Source organism: Streptomyces sp. NPDC001980 (genome assembly GCF_040296885.1).
Lineage (GTDB): Bacteria > Actinomycetota > Actinomycetes > Streptomycetales > Streptomycetaceae > Streptomyces.
This window is the reverse complement of sequence record NZ_JBEOYD010000032.1, coordinates 29,991-55,317: the sequence shown is the minus strand read 5'-3', so window position 1 is coordinate 55,317 and position 25,327 is coordinate 29,991. Positions and strand designations below refer to the sequence as shown.

Genomic DNA, 25,327 nt, shown 5'->3' with positions numbered 1-25,327 from the left:
CCCGACCCCGGCCGCCGGCTCAGTCGACGGCGGCCGGTACCGCGCCCTCGGGGTCGCGGGCGTCGCCGTCGTGGTGGTGGCGGCCCAGCGGGATGACCATCGGCGTGCCGCTGACCGGGTCGGGGGTGATCCGGCAGCGCAGGTCGAACACATCCTCGACGGTCGCCTCGGTGACCACCTCGGCCGGTGCGCCCTGGGCGACGATGCGGCCGGCCTTCATGGCGATGACGTGGTCGGCGTACCGGCAGGCCTGGTTGAGGTCGTGCAGCACCATCACCACCGTGCGGCCCTCGCGCCGGTTGAGGTCCGTGACGAGGTCCAGGACGTCGATCTGGTGGGCGAGGTCGAGATAGGTCGTCGGCTCGTCCAGGAGGAGGATCGGGGTGCCCTGGGCGACGGCCATGGCGATCCACGCGCGCTGCCGCTGGCCGCCGGAGAGCTCGTCCACCGGCCGGTCCGCGAGCTCGGTCAGGCCGGTGGCGGCCAGCGCGGCCCGTACGGCCTCCTCGTCCGCCGCCGACCACTGCCGCCACCAGGTCTGGTGCGGGGAGCGCCCGCGGTTGACCAGGTCGGCGACGGTCAGCCCCTCCGGCGCCACCGGTGTCTGCGGCAGGATGCCGAGATTGCGGGCGAGTTCCCGGGTCGGTATGGAGCGCAGCGCGGTGCCGTCCAGTTCGACGACGCCCTGGCGCGGGGCCAGCAGCCGGGCGAGGGCGCGCAACAGGGTCGACTTGCCACAGGCGTTGGCGCCGACGATGGCCGTGATCCGGCCGGTGGGCACGGTGAGGTCGAGGTCCGCCACCACCGTCCGTCCGTCGTAGGCGAGATGGAGGTCGCGAGCCCGCAACTCAGGTCCAGCGGGTTGCTGTTCGGCGGGGCCCGGCGTACGCGGGTCGGTGGTCGACATGGGATCAGCCTCCAGATCCCGCGCGGTTGGCGCGGACGAGCAGCCACAGCAGGACCGGCGCGCCGAGGGCGCCGGTGACGACCCCGACCGGCAGTTCCGTCCCGGGGACCGCCTCACGGGCGAGGAGGTCGGAGCCGAGGACGACGAACGCACCGGTGAGACCGGAGACGAGCGGGGGCGGTGCCGAGGTGCCGGCCAGCCGCAGCGCGATCTGCGGGCAGGCCAGGGCCACGAAGGCCACCGGTCCCGCCGCCGCCGTGCCGAAGGCGACCAGGCCCACTCCGGTCAGCAGCAGCGCCAGCCGGACCGGCTGGACGGGGGTGCCGAGCCCGGCGGCCACGTCGTCGCCGAGCTGGAGCGTGCGCATCCAGCGGCCCAGGCCCAGGGTGACGGGCAGCAGCACGGCGAGGGCGATCGCCAGGGAGTCCACCTGGCCCCAGGTACGGCCGTTGAGGTTGCCGACCAGCCAGCCGAGCGCCTCCTCGGCCTGGAACCGGTTGCCGCGCGCCACCAGGAAGTCGGTGGCGCTGGTGCAGATCCAGGAGACGCCGATGCCGACGAGGATGATGCGGTAGCCGGTGGCCCCGCCCTTCCAGGCCAGCGCGTACACGAGCAGCGCGGTCGCCAGGGCGCCGAGCAGTCCGACCGTGGACAGCCCGAGCCCGCCGGCCCGGCCGAGCACCACCGCCGCCACCACGGCGGTGCCGGCGCCCTCGGTCAGCCCGATCATGTCGGGGCTGGCCAGCGGATTGCGGGTCATCGTCTGGAACACCGCCCCGGAGACCCCGAAGGCGATGCCGACCAGGAGGCCGGTGAGGGCGCGCGGCAGCCGCAGGTCCCGTACGACGACGAGCGTCCCGGGGTCGCCGACGCCGAACAGGGCCCTGACGACGTCGGGCAGGCTCACCGGGTAGTCGCCGAGGGCCAGGCCCCAGCAGAACAGCGCGAACGCGCCCACACCGACGAGGACTCCGGTCAGCACCAGGCGCGGCCGCAGCATGCCGGAGACCGGGGGCACGGTCAGCCGGAACGGCCGGTCGCGCAGCGCGGGCCGGGCCGGAGCGACGGGGGCGGGGGACGACTGTGCGGGCACGCTCACACCTCCGCGAGTTTCCGGCGGCGGACCAGGGCGATGAAGAACGGGCCGCCGAGGAAGGCGACCAGGACACCGGCCTGGATCTCGGTGGGCCGGGCCACCATCCGGCCCACGATGTCGGCGGACAGCAGCAGGACCGGCGCCAGCGCGGCGGACAGCGGCAGCAGCCAGCGGTGGTCGGGCCCGATGCCGGCGAACTGGGCGAGCAGCCGGGCGATGTGCGGGACGACCAGGCCGAGGAAGACCACCGGACCGATCACGGCGACCGACGCGCCGGTCAGCAGCACGATCGCCGTCACCCCCTGGAGCCGTACCAGACCGAGCCGCCGTCCCAGGGAGGCGGCCACGTCGTCGCCGAGGGCCAGGCTGTTGAGGGCGGGCGCGCAGGACAGGGCGAGTACGGCGCCCACGGCGAGGAACGGCAGGATGCGCACCAGGTCGCCGGAGTCCTGGTCGGCCAGGGTGCCGGCGGACCAGTAGCGGTAACGGTCCAGCGCGTCCTGGTCGGTGAGCACCACGGCACTGGTCAGCGACGACAGCAGCGAGGTGACGGCCACTCCGGCGAGCGCCAGCTTCACCGGGGTCGCCCCGGAGCGGCCGAGCCGTCCGAGGAGGAAGACCAGGACGCTCGCGGCCAGCGCCCCGGCGAACGCGAACCACACATAGCCGTACAGCGAGCCGATCCCGAACACCGCGACCGACACGACGATCGCGAAGGACGCGCCCGCGCTCACCCCGAGGACGCCGGGGTCCGCGAGGGGGTTGCGGGTCAGGGCCTGCATCAGCGCGCCGGACATGCCGAGTGCCGCGCCCGTGGTCAGGCCGAGCAGGGTCCGGGGGATGCGCACCGACCAGATCACGTTGTCGACCAGCCGGCTCGGCGGATGCCCGAGCACCGAGCGCACCACCTGGTCGAGCGGGACGCTCAGCGCGCCCAACGCCACGGAGAGCAGGGACAGGAGGACCAGGAGCGCGACGATCACTGTCACCAGCACCGTGGTGCGAAGCCTTCTGCCTGAAGCCACTTGCCGGTCTCCATGCCGTCGTCCGGGGGTCCGCGAACAGTCCTGATAGCAGGTTAGGTGAGCATAACCTCAGTCGCTGTGACGTGAACCGCTGAAGCCGGATTGACCCTGTTGAGTTAGGCAATCCTTACCTTACTATGCGAGCGGTCGCGGCTCCGCTGAGCCGTTCCACACCTATGGGGAGGCACGGGCAGCTGTGTCGGGCACGTCGGGCAACACGCGTTCTTCCGCACCTTCTTCGGCCGCCTCGGCTTCGGCGGCACGGACGGCACCCACGGAGGACTACTGGCGGGAACGGTTCGCCGCACCGGCACCGGAGACCTCGCTGCCGTTCGACCTTCCGCATCCGGCGCGCCCGCAGGAGCCCCGGCCGCGGGCCGTCCGCACGGCCGCGCACGCCGTGCCGGCCGACGAGCCGACCCGGCTCGCCGCCTTCGTCGCCCTGCTGCACCGCTACGGCGGCGGCGCGGCCCAGGATCTGACGGTCGCTCACGAAGGGCTGCCGCTGCGGCTGCCGGTGAACGGCACCATGACGTTCGCCGAGGTGCGCGACCACGTCACGGCCGCCCACGCGCAGGCCGCCGCCCACCGACTGCCCATGGCCGAGCTGCTACGACTGCTCGCTCCCGAACCCGGCCGCGGCGGCGCCCTGTTGTGCGCCGTCGGCTTCGGTCCCGCGCCCTGGGACGGGGGCGGCCCGCTGGACCTGGCACTGTCCCTGAGCGGCACGGAGGTGCGCGCGGACTACGCCGCCGACCTCTTCGAGCCCGCCACCGTCGACCGGATCCTCGGCCACTACGCCACGCTCCTCGCCGACGCCCTCGACCGGCCCGGCACCGCGGTCGCCGACCTCCGGCTCCTCGGCGCCGACGAACGGCAGCGGATCCTGGCCGGCTGGAACGACACCGCCCACGACGTGCCCGCACGCACCTGGCCGCAGATGTTCGCCGACCAGGTCGCCGCCCGCCCCGACGAGGTGGCCCTCGTCCACGAGGACGTCCGCCTCACCTACGCCGAACTCGACGCCCGCGCCGCCCGGTTGGCGCACGCCCTGGTCGCCCGCGGTGCCGGTCCCGAGCAGGTCGTGGCGCTCGCCGTACCCCGCTCCGCCGACATGATCGTCGCGGAGGTCGCCGTACTGAAGACGGGCGCGGCCTACCTCCCCGTCGACACCGACTACCCGGCCGACCGCATCGCGTACATGCTCGACGACGCCCGTCCGGTCTGCCTCGTCACCACCGCCGAGATGGTCCCCGACCTGCCGCCGGGCCCGGCGCCGCTGGTCCTCGACGCCCCGGAGACCGTCGCCGAGCTGGCCGCCCACCCGGCCCACGACCCCGCCATCGCCGACGCGTTGACGGTCGCGCACGCGGCGTACGTCATCTACACCTCCGGTTCCACCGGCCGCCCCAAGGGCGTGGTGCTCTCGCACGCCGGGGTCGCCAAGCTGGTCGCCACCCAGCGCGAGCGGTTCGGGATCGGCCCGCACAGCCGGGTCCTGCAGTTCGCCTCGCCCAGCTTCGACGTGGCCTTCTGGGACCTGTGCCTCGGCCTGCTCTCCGGCGGCCGGCTGGTCGTCGTACCCGCGGACCGCCGGGTGCCCGGCGCACCCCTCGCCGACTACGCGAACGAGCACGGCATCACCTTCATGATCCTGCCGCCCGCTCTCCTCGCGGCCATGCCGGAGGACGTACAACTCCCGCCCGCCGCAACCCTGCTGGCCGGCACCGAGCGCGTCTCGCCCGAGCTGGTCGGCCGCTACGCGCGCGGCCGGACGATGTTCAACGCGTACGGGCCCACCGAGGCCACCACCAACTCCACGCTCGGTCTCTGCGACCCGGACACCCCGGCCGGCACCATCGTGCCCATCGGCGTCCCCGACCCCGGCACCCGCGCCTACGTCCTCGACGACCGGCTGCGGCCCGTACCGGCCGGTGTGGTGGGGGAGCTGTACCTCGGCGGCGCCGGACTCGCCCGCGGCTACCTCGGCCGGCCCGCGCTGACCGCCGAACGGTTCTTCGCCGACCCGTTCGGCGCGCCCGGCGAACGGCTCTACCGCACCGGCGACCTGGTCCGCTGGAAGTCCGACGGGCGCCTGGAGTTCCACGGCCGCGCCGACAGCCAGATCAAGATCCGCGGCTTCCGCATCGAGCCCGGCGAGATCGAGTCGGTGCTGCGCGCCCACCCGGCCGTCGACCAGGCCGCCGTGGTGGTCCGCGAGGACCGCCCCGGCGACCGCCGCCTCGCCGCCTACGTCGTGCCCTCCCTGGACTCCCCGGACGGCACCGCGGGGGCCGACGAGGCGGTGTCCGACTGGAAGGACCTGCACGAACTCCTCTACTCCGCCGCCGGATCCGACGGCTTCGAGGAGAACTTCGCGGGCTGGAACAGCATGTACGACGGCCTGCCCCTCCCGCTCGCCGACCTGCGCGAATGGCGGGACGCGACCGTCGCCCGGATCCGCGAACTACGGCCCCGCCGGGTCCTGGAGATCGGCGTCGGCAGCGGCCTGCTGCTCTCCCGGATCGCCCCCGACTGCGCCGAGTACGTCGGCACCGACCTGTCCGAGGAAGCGGTCCGCGCCCTGCGCGCCCAGGTCGACGCGGTACCGGAGCTGGTCGGCAAGGTCACCCTGCACGCCCGGCCCGCACACGAGCTGACCGGGCTCCCCGAGGGCCACTTCGACACGATCGTCGTCAACTCCGTGATCCAGTACTTCCCCGGCGCCGACTACCTCACCGACGTCCTGCGCTCGGCCGCCCGACTGCTCGCGCCCGGCGGCGCGTTGTTCGTCGGCGACGTACGCAACCTGCGGCTGCTGCGGACGCTGGCCACAGCCATCGAGTCGGGCCGCGGCCGCACGGAGTCCACCGAGGACAAGGAGGCCCTGCGCGCCGCCGTCGACCGGGCCGTGGCCTGGGAGGGCGAACTCCTCGTCGACCCGGACTACTTCGCGGCCCTGGACGGCTTCACCGCCGACGTGCGCGTCAAGCGCGGCGTCCACCACAACGAGCTGACCCGCTACCGGTACGACGTCGTCCTGCGCCCCGGCACCGAGCCGGCCCAGGACACCACGGCCCCGGTGCCCTGGTCGGCGCTCGGCACTCCGGACGCCTCGACCCCGGTGCCCTGGTCCGCGATCGGCACCCCGGACGCACTCGCCGAGCGGCTCGCCGCCCCGGACCGCCCCGCCCGCCTCCGCGTCACCGGCATCCCCAACGCCCGCCTCGCCCTCGACCTGGCCGCGCTCGGCGCCCTCGACGACAGCAGCCGCACCGGCAGTACCGGCGTCGACCCGGAGACCCTGTACGAGACCGCCGCCCGGCACGGCTACCGGGCCGCCCTCACCTGGACCGCGGACGCCGAGGACGGCAGTCTCGACGCGGTGTTCGCGGGCGGCGACGACACCCCGCTCGGCCCGCTGTACGTCCCCGGCCAGGCCCATCCGCACGCCAACCGCCCGGCGCCGTTCCGCAACGTCAGCGCCCTGATGGCGCACCTGCGCGCGCACGCCGCCGAGTTCCTGCCCGAGTACATGGTCCCGGCCGCCCTCGTCCCGCTGGACCGGCTCCCCGTCACCCCCAGCGGCAAGCTCGACTCCGCCGCCCTGCCGGTCCCGGACTACGGCCTGCTCAGCTCGGGCCGCGCCCCGCGCACCGAACGCGAGCGTCTGCTGTGCGACCTGTACGCACGCGCCCTGCGGGTGCCCTCGGTCACCGTCGACGACGACTTCTTCGCGCTCGGCGGCGACAGCATCGTCGCCATCCAGCTGCTCGTCCTGGCCCGCCGGGCCGGTCTGGAGCTGACCCCGCGCGACGTCTTCCGGCACCGCACGGTCGCCCAGCTCGCCGGCGTCGCCCGCACCGCCGACGCCGCCGAGGACCCGGCCGACACCCCCTGGGACCCGCCCACCGCCGACGAACTCGCCGCGCTCCAGGGCGAGGACCCGCTGACGGTCGCCGAGGTCCTGCCGCTCGGCCCGCTCCAGGAGGGCTTCTTCTTCCACGCCCTGGTCGACGGCGGTGAGCACGACGCCTATGTCGTCCAGCAGGTGATCGAACTCGCCGGACCCGTCGACGGCGGCCTCCTGCGCCAGGCCGCCCAGCGGCTCCTCGACCGGCACGCCCCGCTGCGGGCCTGCTTCCGCCAGCTCCCGGACGGCCGCCCCGCCCAGCTCGTCGCCACCGGCCTCGACGTGCCGTGGCGCGAGGTCGACCTGTCCGCCCAGGACCCCGCGGTCCGTCCGGGCCTCGCCGAGGCCGTCGCCGCCGACGAACGCGCCCGCCGCTTCGACCTCGCCCACCCGCCGCTGCTGCGCTGCGCCCTGGTCCGCCTCGGCGCGGACCGCAACCACCTCGTCCTGACCTTCCATCACATCGTGGCCGACGGCTGGTCCCTGCCTGTCCTGCACCGCGAACTCCTCGCCCTCTACGGGCCCTACGGTGAGGAGCCCGCCCAGCTCCCCGACGTCGCCCCGTACCGCGGCTACCTGGCCCGCGTCGCGCGCGCCGACCGGGAGGCCGCCCGGGAAGCCTGGCGCACCGCCCTCGCCGGGATCGACGAGCCCACCCGCCTGGTCGAGACCCCGGCCGCCGCCGGGCCGATCGAGCCCGCCCAGCTCCGCGTCGAGCTGCCCGAGCGCACCACCGCCCGGCTCACCGCCCGCGCCCGCGAACACGGCGTCACCCTCGGCACGGTCGTCCAGGCCGCCTGGGGCCTGCTCCTCGCCGGGCTGGCCGGCCGCCAGGACGTGGTCTTCGGCACCACCGTCTCCGGCCGCGACGCCGCCGTGCCCGGCATCGAGTCCATGGTCGGTCTCTTCATCAACACCCTGCCCACCCGGCTGGGCTGGGCCCCCGCCGACACACTCGGCGCCGTCCTGGAACGCCTCCAGCAGGAGCAGAGCGCCCTGCTGGACCACCAGCACCTCGGCCTCGCCGAGATCCAGCGGGCCGCCGGGCACGCGGGCGACGGCGAACTCTTCGACACCCTGGTGGTCTTCGAGAACTACCCCGCGGAACCGCACCTCACCGACCCCACCGGCACGGTCCGGCTGGCCGGGCACGCCTTCCACGACGCCGTGCACTATCCGCTGGCCCTGATCGTCAAGCCCGGCCGCCGGCTCGACCTGCGCCTCAAGCACCACGCGCACCGGGTCTCCGGCGACGCCGTGCGACTGCTCGCCGACCGGCTCACCCGGGTCCTGGACGCCCTCGCCGAGGACACCGCCCGCCCGGTGGCCGCCCTGGACCTGCTCATCGAGGGCGAGCACGTACACCTCGACGGCGAGCAGCGCGCCGTACCCGCGACCACCCTGCCCGCCGCCATCGCCGCGCAGACCGCCCGCACCCCCGACGCCACCGCCGTCGTGTACGAGGGCACCGCCCTCACCTACGCCGAACTCGACGCCCGTGCCGAGCTGTTGGCCCAACGGCTGCGCGCCCGCGGCGCCGGACCCGAGCGGTTCGTCGCCGTCGCGGTGCCGCGCTCGGCCGAGCTGATGGTCGCCCTCCTCGGGGTGCTCAAGTCGGGCGCCGCCTATCTGCCGGTCGACCTCGACTACCCGGCCGACCGCATCGCCTACATGCTCACCGACTCCGGCGCCCGGACCGTCGTCACCACGGCACGGGACGCCGTACGCCTGCCGGCGGTCGACGGACTGGAGGCCCTGTACGTCGACGAGGACGCGGAGCCTCGGGACGTACCGCAGGCCACGCCGCCCCTCACCCCCGACCACCCCGCCTACCTCATCTACACCTCCGGCTCCACGGGCCGCCCCAAGGGCGTCGTCGTCACCCACCGCGCCATCGGCAACCGGCTCGCCTGGATGCAGGGCGCGTACGGACTCGGCCCCGACGACCGGGTGCTGCAGAAGACCCCCTCCAGCTTCGACGTCAGCGTCTGGGAGTTCTTCTGGGCGCTGCACGAGGGCGCCGCGGTCGTGCTCGCCGCGCCCGACGGGCACCGCGACCCCGCCTACCTGGCCCGGCTGATCCGCGCCGAGGGCGTCACGACCACGCACTTCGTGTCGTCGATGCTGGACGCCTTCCTCGCGTCGGAGGAGGTCACCGCCGATCCGACGTGGGCGGGCAGCCTGCGCCGCGTCTTCAGCAGCGGCGAGGCCCTGTCCGGAACGGCGGCCCGGCGCTGGCGCGACCTGACGGGCGTACCGCTGCACAACCTGTACGGCCCCACCGAGGCCGCCGTCGATGTCACGCACCACGCCTACGACGGCGCGCCCGAGACGGTCGTGCCCATCGGGCGGCCCGTGTGGAACACCGGCCTGCGGGTGCTCGACTCCTGCCTGCGCCCGGTGCCCGACGGGGTGCCCGGCGAGCTCTACCTGACCGGCGTCCAGGTGGCCCGCGGCTACCACCGGCGCCCCGCGCTCACCGCCGACCGCTTCGTGGCGGACCCGTACGCGGCCGCGCCCGGCGCCCGTATGTACCGCACCGGCGACCTGGTGCGCCGCCGCCCCGACGGGGCCTTGGACTACCTGGGCCGCACCGACCGGCAGGTCAAGCTGCGCGGCAACCGGATCGAACTCGGCGAAATCGAGGCCGCGTTGACCCGTCACCCGGCAGTGGCCCGCGGTGCCGTGGTCGTCCGCGACCAGCGCCTGGTCGCCTACGCGGTCCCGGCGGCCGGTGCCGTCGCCGACCCCGCCGAACTGCGTGCCGCCCTCGCCGGGGCGCTGCCCCCGCCGCTGGTCCCGGAGGCGTACGTCGTCCTCGCCGACCTGCCGCTCACCCCCAGCGGCAAGCTCGACCAGGCCGCGCTGCCCGCCCCCGAGGCCGAACGCGCCGCCCGCCGCGAGCCCGCAGGACCCCTGGAGCGGCGGCTCACCGAGATCTTCGCGGCCGTTCTCGGCGTCGCCGACGCCGGCCCGGACGACGACTTCTTCCGGCTCGGCGGCGACAGCATCAGCTCCATCGGCGTCGCCGGCCGGGCCCGCGCGGCCGGCCTCGACCTCAGCCCGCGGGACGTCTTCACCCACCGCACGCCCGCCGCCCTGGCGGCCAACGCCGGTACCGCCACGGCCACCACCCCCGCCGCCGCTGCCGCCTTCAGCCTCACCGACGCCGAACACGCCCGGATCCGCGCGCTCGCCGCCCCGGCCGCCGTCGCCGACGTCTGGCCGCTGGCCCCCCTCCAGGAGGGCCTGTTCTTCCACTCGGCCTACGACCAGGGCGCGTTGGACGTCTACACCGTCCACGAGACCTTCGACTTCGCCACCGGCCTGAACCCGGCCCGGCTGCGCGCCGCCGCCCGCACCCTCCTGGACCGCAACCCGGGCCTGCGCGCGGGCTTCACCAGCGAAGGCCTCGACCAGCCGGTGCAGTTCATCGTCGAGACCCCGGAGATCCCGCTCGACGAGGTCGACCTCTCCCACCTCCGGGCCGCCGAACAGGACGAGCGGGTACGGGAGTTGACCGATGCCGAGCGCGACCGGCGCTTCGACCTCTCCGCGCCCCCGCTGTTCCGGCTGCTCCTGCTGCGCCTCGGCGCCGAGCGCGGCGACCGCCTCGTCGTCGGCCGGCACCTGATCCTCTGGGACGGCTGGTCGGCCTGGCTCTTCCTCGACGAGCTGTTCGCCCTGTACGAGACCGGCGGCGACGCCTCCGCGCTGCCCGCCCCCGGCAGCTACCGCGACTACCTGACCTGGCTCGAACAGCAGGACGACACCTCCGCCACGGCCGCCTGGCGCACCGCGCTGGCCGGTCTGGAGGAGCCCACCCTGCTGGCCCCGACCGCCGCCGACGGGCTCGAACCGGTCATCCCCGACCAGCTCGACGTCCGCCTCACCGCCGAACTCGGCCACCGGCTGCGGGAGACCGGCCGCGTCCACGGCCTCACCCTGAACACCCTGCTCAACGCGGCGTGGGGCCTGACCCTCGCCGCCGTGACCGGTCGCACCGACGTCGTGTTCGGCACCACGGTCGCCGGCCGGCCCAGCGAGGTCCACGACGTCGAGAACATCATCGGCCTGTTCCTCAACACCGTCCCCACCCGCATCGCCTTCGACCCCGCCGAGCCGGTCCTCGACCTGCTCCGCCGCGTCCAGGGCGAGCGCCTCGACCTGATGCCGTACGAGCACCTCAGCCTCGGCGTGCTCCAGGCCGAGACCGGGCACCGCAAGCTGTTCGACACGCTGTTCGTGCTGCGCAACAACGACACCGAGGACCGGCTGGCCGAGCTGCGCACCCGGCACGGCGCCACCGCCGTCGCCAACGTCGACGCCACCCACTACCCGGCCAACCTCGTCGTCACCCCCGGGCAGCGGATCACGGTCACCCTCACCCACCGGCCCGACCTGGTCCCGGCCGACCGGGCCCGCGCCCTGCTCGACCGCTTCACCCTGCTCGTCGACCGCCTCACCGCCGACCTCACGGCACCCGTCGGTTCACTGGACCCGCTGCTGCCCGCCGAACACGCGGCGCTGCGCGAGGAGTGGGCCGCCGGCCGGGTCGAGGTCCCCGAGGAGACCGTCGCCGACCTGCTCGCCGCCCAGGCCGCCCGCACCCCGGACGCCCGCGCCCTCGTCCTCGGCGAGCGCGCGCTGTCGTACGCCGAACTCGACGCGGCCGTCAACCGGACGGCCCGGCTGCTCATCGAGCGGGGCGCCGGTCCCGAGCGGGTGGTCGCGCTCGGCCTGGGCCGCTCCCTCGACATGGTGGTCGCGCTCTTCGCCGTCCTGCGCACCGGCGCCGCCTACCTGCCCCTGGAACTGGACCACCCGGCCGACCGGCTCTCCCTGATGCTGGCCGACGCCCGCCCGCTGCTCCTGCTCTCCACCGCCGCAGTCTCCGCGACCCTCGACGGCGCCGACCTGCCGCGCGTCCTGCTCGACGACCCGGTGGTTCAGGACGAACTGGCCGGCCTCCCCGACACCCCCGTCCGCCGCCGCTTCAGCCTCGAACACCCCGCCTACGTCATCTACACCTCCGGCTCCACCGGCCGCCCCAAGGGCGTCGTCACCCCCTACCGGGGCCTGACCAACATGCAGCTCAACCACCAGAAGGAGATCTTCGAGCCCGCGATCGCCGCCGCGGGCGGCCGGCGGCTGCGGATCGCGCACACCGTCTCCTTCGCCTTCGACATGTCGTGGGAGGAGCTGCTCTGGCTGGTCGAGGGCCACGAAGTGCATGTCTGCGACGAGGAGTTGCGGCGCGACGCGGAGGCGCTGGTCGCCTACTGCGAGCGGCACCGCATCGACGTCGTCAACGTCACGCCCACGTACGCCAGGCTGCTGATCGAGCAGGGCCTGCTCACGGGCCACGTCCCGCCGCTCGTGCTGCTCGGCGGCGAGGCGGTCCCGGAGACGGTGTGGGCGGCCCTGCGCGACACCGAGGGCACCTACGGCTACAACCTGTACGGGCCGACCGAGTACACCATCAACACCCTCGGCGGCGGCACCCTCGACTCCGACACTCCCACCGTGGGCAGGCCCATCCGCGGCACCCGCGCCCACCTCCTGGACGCCTGGCTGCGCCCGGTGCCCGACGGCGTCCCCGGCGAGCTGTACATCGCGGGCATCGGACTCGCCCGCGGCTACCTCGACCGGCCCGGGCTGACCGCGGAGCGGTTCGTCGCCGACCCGTTCGGCGCGCCGGGGGAGCGCATGTACCGCACCGGCGACCTCGTGCGCCGGAACCCCTGGGGGTCCCCCCGGCCGGAGGCTGGGGGAGGCAACCTCGACTTCCTCGGCCGCACCGACGACCAGGTCAAGATCCGCGGCTACCGCGTCGAACCCGGCGAGATCGAGACCGCCCTCAGCCGCCACCCCCTGGTCTCCCAGGCCGCCGTCGTGGTCCGCGACGAACGCCTCGTCGGCTACGTCGTGCCCTCCGGCGCCGACCCCGCCGACCGCACCGCCGCCGAGGCCGCGCAGGTGGGGGAGTGGCAGGAGATCTACTCCGACGAGTACGAGGAGATCGGCACCGCCGTCTTCACCGAGCAGTACGACGGCTGGGACAGCTCCTACGGCGGCCGGCCCATCCCCTTCGAGGAGATGCACGAGTGGCGCGAGGCCACCGTCGCCCGCATCCGCGCCCTCGACCCGCGCCGCGTCCTCGAAATCGGCGTCGGCTCCGGCCTGTTGCTCTCCCGGCTCGCCCCGGAGGCGGAGGAGTACTGGGCGACCGACTTCGCCGCCCCGGTCATCCGCAAGATCGGTGCGGAGCTGAGGGACCGGGACCCCGAGCTGGCCGCCCGAGTGGAACTGCGCTGCCGGGCCGCCGACGACCTGGGCGGGCTGCCCACCGGCCACTTCGACACGATCGTCATCAACTCCGTGATCCAGTACTTCCCGAGCATCGAGTACCTCACCGCCGTCATCGACGGCGCCATGGAACTGCTCGCGCCCGGCGGTGCCCTGTTCGTCGGCGACGTCCGCAACCTGCGACTGGCCCGCACCTTCCACACCGAGATCCAGCGTGCCCGGGGCACGGCGGAGGCCGACCTGGAGCGGGCGGTGGAGCGGGGGCTGCGCCTGGAGAAGGAACTCCTGGTCGACCCCGACTACTTCGCCGCCCTCGGGTACGGCGTCGACCTGCGTACCAAGCGCGGCCGGCACCACAACGAGCTGACGAGGCACCGCTACGACGTCGTCCTGTACGCCGGTGAGCCCGACGTCCGCCTCGACGACGCGCCGGCCGTCGAGTGGACCGCGGCCCACACCGTGGGCGAACTGGCGCGGGGCGGCCTGACGTCCGAGGCCGTCGGCAGCCTCCTGGACGGCATTCGGCAGCTGACCGCACGGGTCGGCGAACGCCAGGGCGCCGAGCGGCCCGCCGCCCTGCGCGTCACCGGCATCCCCGACGGCCGCACCCGCGGGGACGGCGTCGACCCGGAGGCCCTGCACGCCCTCGGCGCGGGGGCCGGATACCGCGTACTGACGACGTGGTCGGAGCGGACCGGCACCTATGACGCCGTCTTCCTCACCGACGAGACGGCCGGACCCCGGCTCACCGGCAACCTGTTCCGCCCCGGCGGCGGTACCGCCCCCTACGCCAACGACCCCACCGCCGCCCGCGAGACCGGCGCCCTGGTCCGGCGGCTGCGCGAGGACCTCGGGCGGGAGCTGCCCGAGTACATGGTCCCGGCCGCCTTCGTGACCGTCGACGGCCTGCCCATGAACGCCAACGGCAAGCTGGACGTGCGCGCCCTGCCCGAGGCCGAGCCCGCCGTCGCCCTCGGCGGCGGCCGCGGTCCCCGCACCCCGCAGGAGGAGGTGCTCTGCCGCCTGTTCGCGGAGGTGCTCGGGCTGCCCGAGGCCGGTGCGGAGGACAACTTCTTCGACCTGGGCGGCCACTCGCTGCTCGCCACCCGGCTGGTCAGCCGCGCCCGCACCGAACTGGGCGCCGAACTCGCCATCCGCGACCTCTTCGAGGCCCCCACCCCGGCCCGGCTCGCCGCCCGCGTCGGCGCGGCGAGCCCGGCCCGGCCGCCCGTCACCCCGGTGACCGACCGGCCCGCCCGGATCCCGCTGTCCCCGGCCCAGCGCCGGCTGCTGCTCGTCGAGCAGATCGCCGGCAGCGGTGTCGCCTACAACTTCCCGCTGGTCTTCCGGCTGCGCGGCGACCTCGACACCGAGGCCCTGCGCGCCGCCCTGCGGGACGTGGCCGCCCGCCACGAGGCGCTGCGTACGGTGTTCCCGGCGCACGACGGCGAGCCGTACCAGCGGATCGTCCCCGCCGACGAGGCGGACCCCGCTCTCACGGTCGCCGACGCCACCGAGGAGGCGCTGCCCGCGCTGATCGAGGCGGCCCAGCGCCGCCCGTTCGACCTCACCGCCGAACTACCGCTGCGCTGCGAGGTGTTCCGGCCGGCCGACGAGGATCACGTGGTGGCGGTCGTCCTGCACCACATCACCACCGACGAGTGGTCCGACCGCCCGTTCCTCGCCGACCTCGACACCGCCTACGCGGCCCGCCGCGCGGGTACGGCCCCGCAGTGGGCGCCGCTGCCCGTGCAGTACGCCGACTACACCCTGTGGCAGCGGGAGCTGCTCGCGACCAGTGGTGAGACCCAACTCGCCTACTGGCGGGACGCCTTGCGCGGTCTGCCCGACGAGCTGACCCTGCCCGCCGACCGGCCGCGCCCCGCCGAGCCGACCGGACACGGCGACAAGGTCCGTCTTGAACTGCCCGCCGCCACCGCCCTCGCCCTGCGCGACCTGACGGCCGCCACCGGCACCAGCATGTTCATGCTGTTCCAGGCCGCCACCGCCGCCCTGTTGCAGCGGCTCGGCGCGGGCGACGACATCCCCCTCGGCGCACCCATCGCGGGCCGCACCGACGAGGCCCTCGGCGACCTGGTGGGCTTCTTCGTCAACACCCTGGTGCTGCGCACCGACCTGTCCGGCGACCGGCTGACGTTCCGTGAACTCCTCGGCCGGGTCCGGGAGTCGTCGCTGTCCGCCTTCGAGTACCAGGACCTGCCCTTCGACCGGGTGGTGGAGGCCCTCAACCCGCCCCGGGTGGCCGGCCGCAACCCGCTCTTCCAGGTCATGCTCGGCTACCACCACCGGCCCGACGGCGACCCCGCCGTGCTGGGCCTGGCCACCGAGTGGTCCGACATGGACACCGGCATGGCCAAGTTCGACCTGCACTTCACGTACGTCGACGAGTCCGACCGTGTGGTCCTGCTCCTGGAGTACGCCACCGACCTCTTCGACCCCGGTACGGCCGAAGCCCTGGCCGACCGGGCGGCCCGGCTCCTCGCCCATGCCGCCGCCGAACCCGACGCCCCGCTCAGGGACTTGGAGCTCCTGCACGAGGACGAGCGGGCCCGGGTCCTCACCGGCTGGAACGACACCGCCCGGCCCGTCCCGGACCTGACGCTCCCCGAGCTGTTCCGCGCCCAGGCGGCCCGTACCCCCGACGCGACCGCCCTCGTCTTCGAGGAGCAGCGGCTCACCTATGCCGAGCTGGACGCCCGGGTCGAGCACACCGCCCGCGTCCTGGCCGGGCTCGGCGCGGGCCCGGAGCGGACCGTCGCCGTCGCCCTGCCGCGCTCGGCGGACCTCGTCGTCGCCCTCCTCGCCACCCACCGCGCCGGCGCCGCCTACCTGCCGCTGGACCCGGACCACCCGGCGGACCGGCTCGCCCTCATGGTCGAGGACGCCCGCCCGGTGTGCGTGATCCGCGACGCCCTGCCCACCGGCCCGGAGGCGGCGCTCCCGACGTCGTACGACCCCCGGCACCCGGCGTACGTCATCTACACCTCGGGCTCCACCGGCCGCCCCAAGGGCGTGGTCGTCCCGCACGCGGGCATCGTCAACCGCCTGCTGTGGATGCAGGACGCCTACTGCCTCGGCGCCGACGACCGGGTGCTGCAGAAGACGCCGTCCAGCTTCGACGTGTCGGTGTGGGAGTTCTTCTGGCCGCTGATCACCGGCGCCACGCTGGTCGTCGCCCGGCCCGAGGGCCACCGCGACCCCGCCTACCTGGCCGCGCTCATCCGCGAACAGGCCATCACCACCGTCCACTTCGTGCCCTCGATGCTCCAGCTCTTCCTGGAGGAGCCGACGGCCGCCGACTGCACCGGCCTGCGCCGCGTGCTGTGCAGCGGCGAGGCCCTCCCGGTCGCACTCACCCGCCGCTGCCACCAGGTGCTCGACGCCGAACTGCACAACCTCTACGGCCCCACCGAGGCGTCCGTCGACGTCACGGCGATCGGGATCGGCCCCGACGCGACCGCCGTCCCCATCGGCCGCCCGGTCTGGAACACCCGCCTCCACGTCCTCGACGCCGGCCTGCGCCCGGTGCCGCCCGGCGTGCCGGGCGAGCTGTACCTCGCGGGTGTGCAGCTGGCGCGCGGCTATCTGGACCGGCCCGGACTGACCGCCGAGCGGTTCGTCGCCGACCCGTACGGTCCGGCCGGGAGCCGCATGTACCGCACCGGCGACCTGGCCCGCTGGACGGCGGACGGCACGGTCGAGTACCTCGGCCGCACCGACGACCAGGTGAAGGTGCGCGGCTTCCGCGTCGAGCCCGGCGAGATCGAGGCCGTGCTCGCCGCCCATCCGGCCGTCGCGCACGCCACGGTCGCCGCGCACGGCCAGGCGCTCGTCGCCTACGTCGTCCCCGCCGTGGGCCCGGTGGTGGACGCGACCGCGCTGCGCGCCCACGCGGCCGCCGTACTCCCCGCCCACATGGTCCCGGCCGCCTACGTCACCCTCGACGCACTGCCGCTCACCCCGAACGGCAAGCTCGACCGCAAGGCCCTGCCCGCCCCCGAGTTCACCGCCGGCACGGGCGACGGGGCCGCGCCGCGCACCCCGCGCGAGGAGATCCTCACCGCCTTGTTCGCCGACGTCCTCGGCCGCGAACGGATCGGCCGGGACGACGACTTCTTCGCACTGGGCGGCCACTCGCTGCTCGCCATGCGCCTGGCCGGCCGCGTCCGCGGCGCACTCGGCACCGAGTTGACGGTCCGCGCGGTCTTCGAGGCACCGACGGTCGCCCTGCTCGCCGCCCGCACCGACACCCCCGACAGCGAGACCCGTCCCGCGCTCGCCGCCCCGCGCCCGCGTCCCGAACGGCTGCCGCTGTCCTCCGCGCAGCGCAGGCTCTGGCTGCTCGCACAGGTCGACGGCGCGAGCACGGCGTACAACCTCCCCTCGGCCTGGCGGCTGACCGGCGTCCTCGACCGGGACGCCCTCCAGGCCGCCCTCGACGACGTGGCCGCCCGGCACACCCCGCTGCGGACCGTCTTCCCGGCGGTCGAGGGCGTCCCGTACCAGCGGATCCTGGCGGATGTGCAAGTCTCCCTGGAGACCGCCCCGTTCGGGGAACTCGCCGACCGAGCGGCACACGTCTTCGACCTGGAGCGCGAACTCCCGGTCCGTGCCACCCTGTTCGAGACCGGCCCCGACGAGCACGTCCTGCTGCTCCTCCTCCACCACATCGCCACCGACGAGTGGTCCGGCCGCCCGCTGCTCGCCGACCTCGCCGCCGCCTACGCGGCCCGGACCGCGGGCCGGGCCCCCGACTGGGAGCCGTTGCCCGCGAGCTACGCCGACTACACGCTCTGGCAGCGCGACCTGCTGGCCGCGACCGAGCCGGAGCTGCTCGCCCACTGGGCCGAGACCCTGCGCGGGCTGCCCGCCGAGCTCAACCTGCCCGTCGACCGGCCGCGTCCCGCCGAGCCCACCGGGCGCGGCGGCACCACCGGCTTCACCGTCCCGCCCGCCCTGGCCGGCGCCCTGCGCGGCCTGGCCCGGGTGCACGGCGTCAGCATGTTCATGGTGGCCCAGGCGGCGGTGGCCACGCTGCTGCACCGGCTCGGCGCCGGCGACGACATCCCGCTCGGCGCCCCGGTGTCCGGACGGTCCGACGAGGCCCTCGAAGACCTGGTCGGGTTCTTCGTCAACTCCCTCGTCCTGCGCACCGACCTGTCCGGCGACCCCACCTTCGCCGACCTGCTCGCCCGGGTCCGGGAGACCGACCTGGCCGCCTACGAGCACCAGGACCTGCCCTTCGAACGGCTGGTGGAGGCCCTCAACCCCGAACGCTCCCTGGCCCGGCACCCGTTGTTCCAGGTGATGGTCGTCCACCTCGCGGCACCGGGCGACGGACCCGGGCTGCCCGGCCTGACCGCCCGCCGCGAGACCGTAGGGCAGGACAGCGCCAAGTTCGACCTCAGCTTCGACTTCGTCGAACAGGGCGAGCGCATCGACGGCTGGATCGAGTACAGCGCCGACCTCTTCGACGAGCGGACCGCCGGACTCCTCGCCCGCCGCCTGGAGTCCCTGCTGGCCCAGGTCGCCGCCGACCCCGGCCGCCGCGTCCGCACCCTCGACGTGCTGCGCGACGACGAACGCGACCTGGTCCTCACCGGCTGGAACGACACCGGCCGGCCGGTCCTGGACCTTACCCTGCCCGAGCTGTTCCGCGCCCAGGCGGCCCGCACACCCGCCGCCACGGCCCTCGCCTTCGAGGACACCTCGCTCACCTACGCCGAACTCGACCAGCGTGTCGAACGGCTCGCCCACACCCTCGCCGCGCACGGCGCCCGCGCCGAGACGACCGTCGCCGTCGCCCTGCCGCGCTCCGTCGCCCTCGTGGTCACCCTGCTCGCCGTGCACCGCGCGGGGGCCGCCTACCTGCCCCTCGACACCGGCTACCCGGCCGAGCGGCTGGCGTACACGCTCACCGACGCCCGCCCGGCCTGCCTGGTCACGGGGGACGGCATCGCCGTTCCGGACACCGGCACACCCCGCCTCACGGTGGCCGCCGACGGCACCCCCGGCCGCCCGGCCGACGCCCCCCTGCCCTCCTCCTACGACCCCCGCCACCCCGCCTACGTCATCTACACCTCCGGCTCCACCGGCCGCCCCAAGGGCGTCACCGTCCCGCACGCGGGCATCGTCAACCGCCTGCTGTGGATGCAGGACGCCTACCGCCTCGACGCGGCCGACCGGGTCCTGCAGAAGACCCCGGCGGGCTTCGACGTGTCGGTGTGGGAGTTCTTCTGGCCGCTGATCACCGGCGCCACGCTGGTCGTCGCCCGGCCCGAGGGACATCAGGACCCGGCCTACCTGGCCGACCTCATCCGGCGCGAGCGCATCACCACGGCCCACTTCGTGCCGTCCATGCTGCGCGCCTTCCTCGACGAGCCCACCGCCGCCGGCTGCACCGGCCTCCGCCGGGTGATGTGCAGCGGCGAGGCCCTGCCCGCGCCTCTGGCGGCCCGGTTCCGGGAAGTCCTTCCGGACACCCGGCTGCACAACCTCTACGGCCCGACGGAGGCCTCCGTCGACGTCACCGCCCACGAGGTGCCGGCCGATCCGGTCGCCGTGCCGATCGGCCGCCCGGTGTGGAACACCCGCACCTACGTCCTCGACGCCGGCCTGCGCCCGGTGCCGCCCGGTGTCGCCGGGGAGCTGTACCTGGCGGGCGTGCAGCTGGCCCGCGGCTACCTCGGCCGCCCCGCCCTGACCGCCGAACGGTTCGTCGCCGACCCGTACGGCCCGGCAGGCACTCGCATGTACCGCACAGGCGACCTGGCCCGCTGGACGGCCGACGGCGAGCTGGAGTACCTCGGCCGCACCGACGACCAGGTCAAGCTGCGCGGCTTCCGGATCGAGCTCGGCGAGATCGAGACCGTGCTCGCCGCCCACCCGGCCGTCGCGCACGCCACCGTCGTGGTCCGCGACGACCGGCTCGTGGCGTACGCCGTCGCGGTCGCCCGTACGACGGCCGACTCCGCCACCTTGCGCGCCCACGCCGCGGCCGCCCTGCCCGAGTACATGGTCCCGGCCGCCGTGGTCACCCTCGACACCCTCCCGCTCACCCCCAACGGCAAGCTCGACCGCCGGGCCCTGCCCGCCCCGGACTTCGCCGCCGAGGTGACCGACACCCGGCCGCGGACCCCGCTGGAGGAGACCCTCGGCGCTCTCGTCGCCGAGGTGCTCGGCCTCGAACGGGTCGGTGTGGACGACGACTTCTTCGCCCTCGGCGGGGACAGCATCGTCGCCATGCAGCTGGTCGCCCGGGCCCGCGCCGCCGGGCTGGCCTTCAGCCCCCGCGACGTGTTCCGGCACAAGTCGGTGGCGGGGCTGGCCGCGGTGGCGACCACGGCCCTGGACGCGCGGGACGGAACCACCACCCCCCTGCTCGACCTCACCGACGCCGAACGCGCCGAGGTCGCCGCCCTGCCCGCCGGCACCGACGTGCTGCCCCTCTCCCCGCTCCAGGCCGGACTGCTCTTCCACGCGGCCCTGGACTCCGGCGACGAGGGACCGGACGTCTACACGGTCCAGATCTCCTACGACCTCGAAGGCCCCGTCGACGCCGACCGGCTGCGCGCCGCCGCGCAGGACCTGCTCGACGCCCACGAGAACCTGCGCAGCGGCTTCCGGTACCTGTCCTCCGGCCGCCCGGTGGCCGTCGTACCGCGCACCGCCGTGCTGCCCTGGCGGCAGCTCGACGTCACCGGCCTCACCGGCCTCACTGGCGACTCCGCCGACGACGCGGCCTGGACCCGGCTGCTCGGGCAGGAGCGGCGCCGCTTCGACCCCGAACGTCCGCCGCTGCTGCGCCTGTTGCTGGCCCGCACCGGCCCGGACCGGCACCGCCTCGTCCTCTCGCACCAGCACCTGCTCCTCGACGGCTGGTCGCTGCCGCTGCTCACCGCCGAGCTGTGGGCGCGTTACGAGGGCCGTACCCCCGTCCCGCCCGCCCCCTACCGGGAGCACCTGCGGCTGCTGGCCGCCCAGGACCCGGCCGCCTCCGCCACCGCCTGGACCGAGGCCCTCACCGGCCTCGCCGAACCCACCCGGCTCGCGCCCGCCGACCCCGACCGGGCCGCCGCCGTCCCGCACACCCACACCGTGGAGCTGGACGCCGGCCGCACGGCGGAACTGGAGGCGTTCGCGCGACGCGCGGGCGTCACCGTCAACACCCTCGTGCAGGCCGCCTGGGGCGTGCTTCTCGGCCGGCTCACCGGACGCGACGACGTGGTGTTCGGCGCCACCGTCGCGGGCCGCTCGCCCGAACTCCCCGGCTCCGAGGCGATGATCGGCCTCTTCATCAACACGATCCCGGTCCGGGTGCGGATCCGTCCCGAGGAGAGCACGGCCGCCCTCCTGGAACGGCTCCAGGACGAGCAGTCCCGGCTCATCGCCCACCAGCACCTCGGCCTCGCCGACATCCAGCGCACCGCAGGGCTCGGAGAACTCTTCGACACGCTCGTGGTGTTCGAGTCGTACCCGGTGGCGGAGCCGGACGAGGAGACCGGAGACGCGCCCCGTGTCTCGGTCCGCGCGCACGCGGACTCCACCCACTACCCGCTGGCCTGGGCGGTCGAGCCCGCCGAACGGCTGCGGGTGACCGCCGAGTTCCGCCCCGACCTGTTCGACGCGGCCACTGTACGGCGGATCACGGACGCCCTGACCGGCCTGCTGACCGGCATGGCCGCCGACCCCGGGCGCCCCGTCGGCCGACTGGACCTGCTCGGCTCCGCCGACCGGTACACCGTCCTGGAGACCTGGAACGACAACGCCCTGCCGGCCGCCGAACGCCTCGGCACGGTACCGGCGCTGTTCGCCGCCCAGGCTGCCGCCACCCCGGACGCGGTCGCCGTCACCGACGGCCGTACCACCTGGACCTTCGCCGAACTCGACGCCCGAAGCACCGAGTTGGCCCGCGTCCTGGCCGCGCACGGCGCCGGGCCCGAGCGGATCGTGGCCCTCGCCCTGCCCCGCACCGCCGACCACATCGCCGCGATCCTCGCCGTGCTGAAGGCGGGCGCCGCCTATCTGCCCCTCGACCCGGACCTGCCCGCGGCCCGCCTCACCGGCACGCTCGCCGACGCCCGCCCGGAGCTCGTCCTGGCCACCGCCGAGACCGCCGGCGCGCTGCCCGCGACAGACGTCCCCGTCCTGCGGCTCGACGCCCCGACGGAGGGCCTGCCCCAGGCCGACCCCACCGCCCCCGGCCCCGACCACCCCGCCTACGTCATCTACACCTCCGGCTCCACCGGCCGCCCCAAGGGCGTCGTCGTCACCCAGCGCGGAGTCGCCAACCTCTTCCACAGCCACCACCACGACCTGCACGACCCGGCCAAGGCACGCGCCGGACGGCGGCACCTGCGGGTCGGGCACGCCTGGTCGTTCTCCTTCGACGCCTCCTGGCAGCCGCAGCTCTGGCTCCTCGACGGACACGCCCTGCACATCGCCGACGACGACACCCGCCGCGACCCCGAACTCCTCGCCGACTTCATCCGCGACCGGGGCATCGACTTCATCGAGGTCACCCCGTCCCTGCTCGCCCGGATGGCCGACAGCGGCCTGATCGGGCCCGACGGCGACTGCCCGCTCGCGGTGGTCGGCTTCGGCGGCGAGGCCGTACCCGAGTCGCTGTGGCAGCGTCTCGCCGCGCTCCCGGACACCGAGGCGGTCAACCTCTACGGCCCCACCGAGGCCACCGTCGACGCCCTCGTCGGCCGGGTCCGCGACAGCGCCCGCCCGGTCGTCGGCCGCCCCGTCCACCACTCCCGCGCCTACGTCCTGGACACCGCACTGCGCCCGGTCCCGCCCGGCGTCACCGGCGAGCTGTACCTGTCCGGACCGGGCCTGGCCCGCGGCTACCTCGGCCGGCCCGACCTCACCGCCGAACGCTTCGTCGCCGACCCCTTCGGGCTGCCGGGGGCCCGCATGTACCGCACCGGCGACCTGGCCCGCTGGACCGAAGACGGGCTCCTGGAGTTCGCCGGACGCACCGACGACCAGGTGAAGATCCGCGGCTACCGGGTCGAACTCGCCGAGATCGAGGCCGCGTTGGACACCCACCCCGCCGTCGCGCGGAGCGTCGTGGTGACCCGTGAACACCGGCCTGGCGTACGGCAGTTGATCGCCTACGCGGTCTCCGGCAGCGCGGACGGCGCCGAGCTGCGCGCCCATGCCGCCGCCCGCCTGCCCGACTACATGGTCCCGGCCGCCGTGGTCGTCCTGGAGCGGCTGCCGCTGCTCTCCAACGGCAAGCTCGACCGGGCCGCCCTGCCCGCCCCGGACTTCACCGCGTCGGGCGGCGGCCGGGCACCGGAGAACGACACCGAGCGCGTGCTGCGCGACCTGTTCGCGGACGCCCTCGGCCTGCCCGCCGAGGCGATCGGCACGGACGACGACTTCTTCGCCTTCGGCGGGGACAGCATCGTCGCCATGCAGCTCGTCGCCCGAGCCCGCTCCGATGGCCTGCGGGTCACCCCCCGCCAGGTCCTCCAGCACCGCACGGTCGCCGCCCTCGCCGCCGTCGCCGTCCCGCTGGGCGCGGACGACCGGCAGACCGCGCACGACGACGGCACCGGCACCGTCCCGCTCACCCCGATCATGCGCGCCCTGCTCGACCGCGGCGGCCCCATCGCCGCGTACCACCAGGCGGCCCTGCTGCGCACCCCGGCGGACCTCACCGAATCCGGCCTGCTCGCCGTGCTCGGCGCCCTCGCCGCACGGCACGACATGCTCCGGGCCCGGCTCGTCCGCACCCCGGAGGCCGCGCTGTCGGTCCCGGCGGCGGGCGGCACCGACGTACGGACCTGGCTCACCCGGGTCGACGTACGCGAAGCCGATCCGGCGGAAGGCGTTCCGGCGAACGGCGTTCCGGCGGAGGGCGTCCCGTCCGAGGCCGCCCCGTCCGAGGCCGCGCTGCGGGACGCCATCGCCCGTCACGCGCCGACGGCGCTGGCGGGGCTCGACCCCGAGGCCGGGGCGATGGTGCGGGCCGTCTGGTTCGACGCCGGACCGGACCGCCCCGGGCGGCTGCTGCTCCTCGTCCACCACCTGGTGGTCGACGGCGTCTCCTGGCGGGTGCTGCTGCCCGACCTGGCCACCGCCTGGGCGGCCGTCCGCGGCGGCCGTACCCCCGAACTGGCGCCGGTGGAGCTGTCGTTCGCCCGCTGGTCACGGCTGCTCGGCACCCGGGCGGGCGAACCGGCCGCCGAGGACGAGCTGCCCTGGTGGACCTCCGCCCTCGCCGCGGGCGCGGACCTGCCCCTGCCCCGCCCCCTCGACCCGGCACAGGACACCGTCGCCACCACCCGCTACCTGTCCCTCTCCCTGCCGGCCGCCGTCACCGGCCCCCTGCTGAGCCGGGTCCCGGCCGCCTTCGGGGCGAGCGTCAACGACGTCCTGCTCACCGCGTTCGCCCTGGCCGTCGGCGACTGGCGGGCCCGGACCCTGGGCGCGGAACGCGCAGGCGGCCCGGTCCTGGTCGACCTGGAGGGCCACGGCCGCGAGGCGGAACTGGCGGGCGACGCCGACCTGTCCCGCACGGTCGGCTGGTTCACCAGCGTCGTCCCGGTACGGCTCGACCCCGGTGCGTCCGGGCCCGACGCGCTGACCGGCGGACCGGCCCTTGACGCGGCCGTGGCCCGGGTCCGCGACCACCTCACCGCCCTCCCGGCGGCCGGCATCGGCCACGGCCTGCTGCGCCGGCTCAACCCCGCGACCGGCCCGCTCCTCGCCGAACTCGCCGAACCGCAGATCGAGTTCAACTACATGGGCCGCTTCGACCGCCCCGCGGCCGCCGACTGGTCCTACGCCGCCGAGGAGGACGCCGCCGACCTCGACGCCGACGCCGGCATGCCGATGTCGCACGCGCTCACCCTCAACGCCCTCACCGAGGACCGCCCCGAGGGACCGGAGCTCAGCGCCCACTGGGCGTACGCGGCCGGACTGCTCACCGAGGACGCGGTACGGGAGCTGGCCGAGACCTGGTTCCGGGCGCTGGAGGCGGTGGTGCGGCGCGCCGACGAACTGACCTGACCCGAGAGCACACACGCACCGACCGGACC

Annotated in this window: 4 protein-coding genes; 1 reads left to right on the top strand and 3 read right to left on the bottom strand. The window is 75.1% G+C overall.

Annotated features, from left to right (window positions below; translation table 11 throughout):
* Positions 1-19: 19 nt before the first annotated feature.
* Genes ABT137_RS36580 through ABT137_RS36570 form a run of 3 tightly spaced genes read right to left on the bottom strand, consistent with a single transcriptional unit; the run spans position 20 to position 2,998 of the window.
* Positions 20-907 carry an ABC transporter ATP-binding protein gene (locus ABT137_RS36580; protein WP_351715465.1) on the bottom strand — a complete coding sequence of 296 codons (888 nt, stop codon included), beginning with the start codon at positions 905-907 and terminating at the stop codon, positions 20-22.
* A 4-nt stretch (positions 908-911) separates the two neighbouring features.
* On the bottom strand, positions 912-2,006 hold the full coding sequence (locus tag ABT137_RS36575; RefSeq protein WP_502984632.1) for a FecCD family ABC transporter permease: 1,095 nt from the start codon (positions 2,004-2,006) through the stop codon (positions 912-914).
* Positions 2,003-2,998, bottom strand: coding sequence for a FecCD family ABC transporter permease (locus ABT137_RS36570; protein WP_502984634.1), 996 nt, complete (start codon positions 2,996-2,998; stop codon positions 2,003-2,005). Before ABT137_RS36570 ends, ABT137_RS36575 begins: the two co-directional genes overlap by 4 nt.
* A 226-nt stretch (positions 2,999-3,224) precedes the next feature.
* On the opposite strand from ABT137_RS36570, the gene ABT137_RS36565 reads away from it, so the two are divergent.
* On the top strand, positions 3,225-25,298 hold the full coding sequence (locus ABT137_RS36565) for a non-ribosomal peptide synthase/polyketide synthase (protein ID WP_502984631.1): 22,074 nt from the start codon (positions 3,225-3,227) through the stop codon (positions 25,296-25,298).
* Positions 25,299-25,327 lie beyond the last annotated feature (29 nt).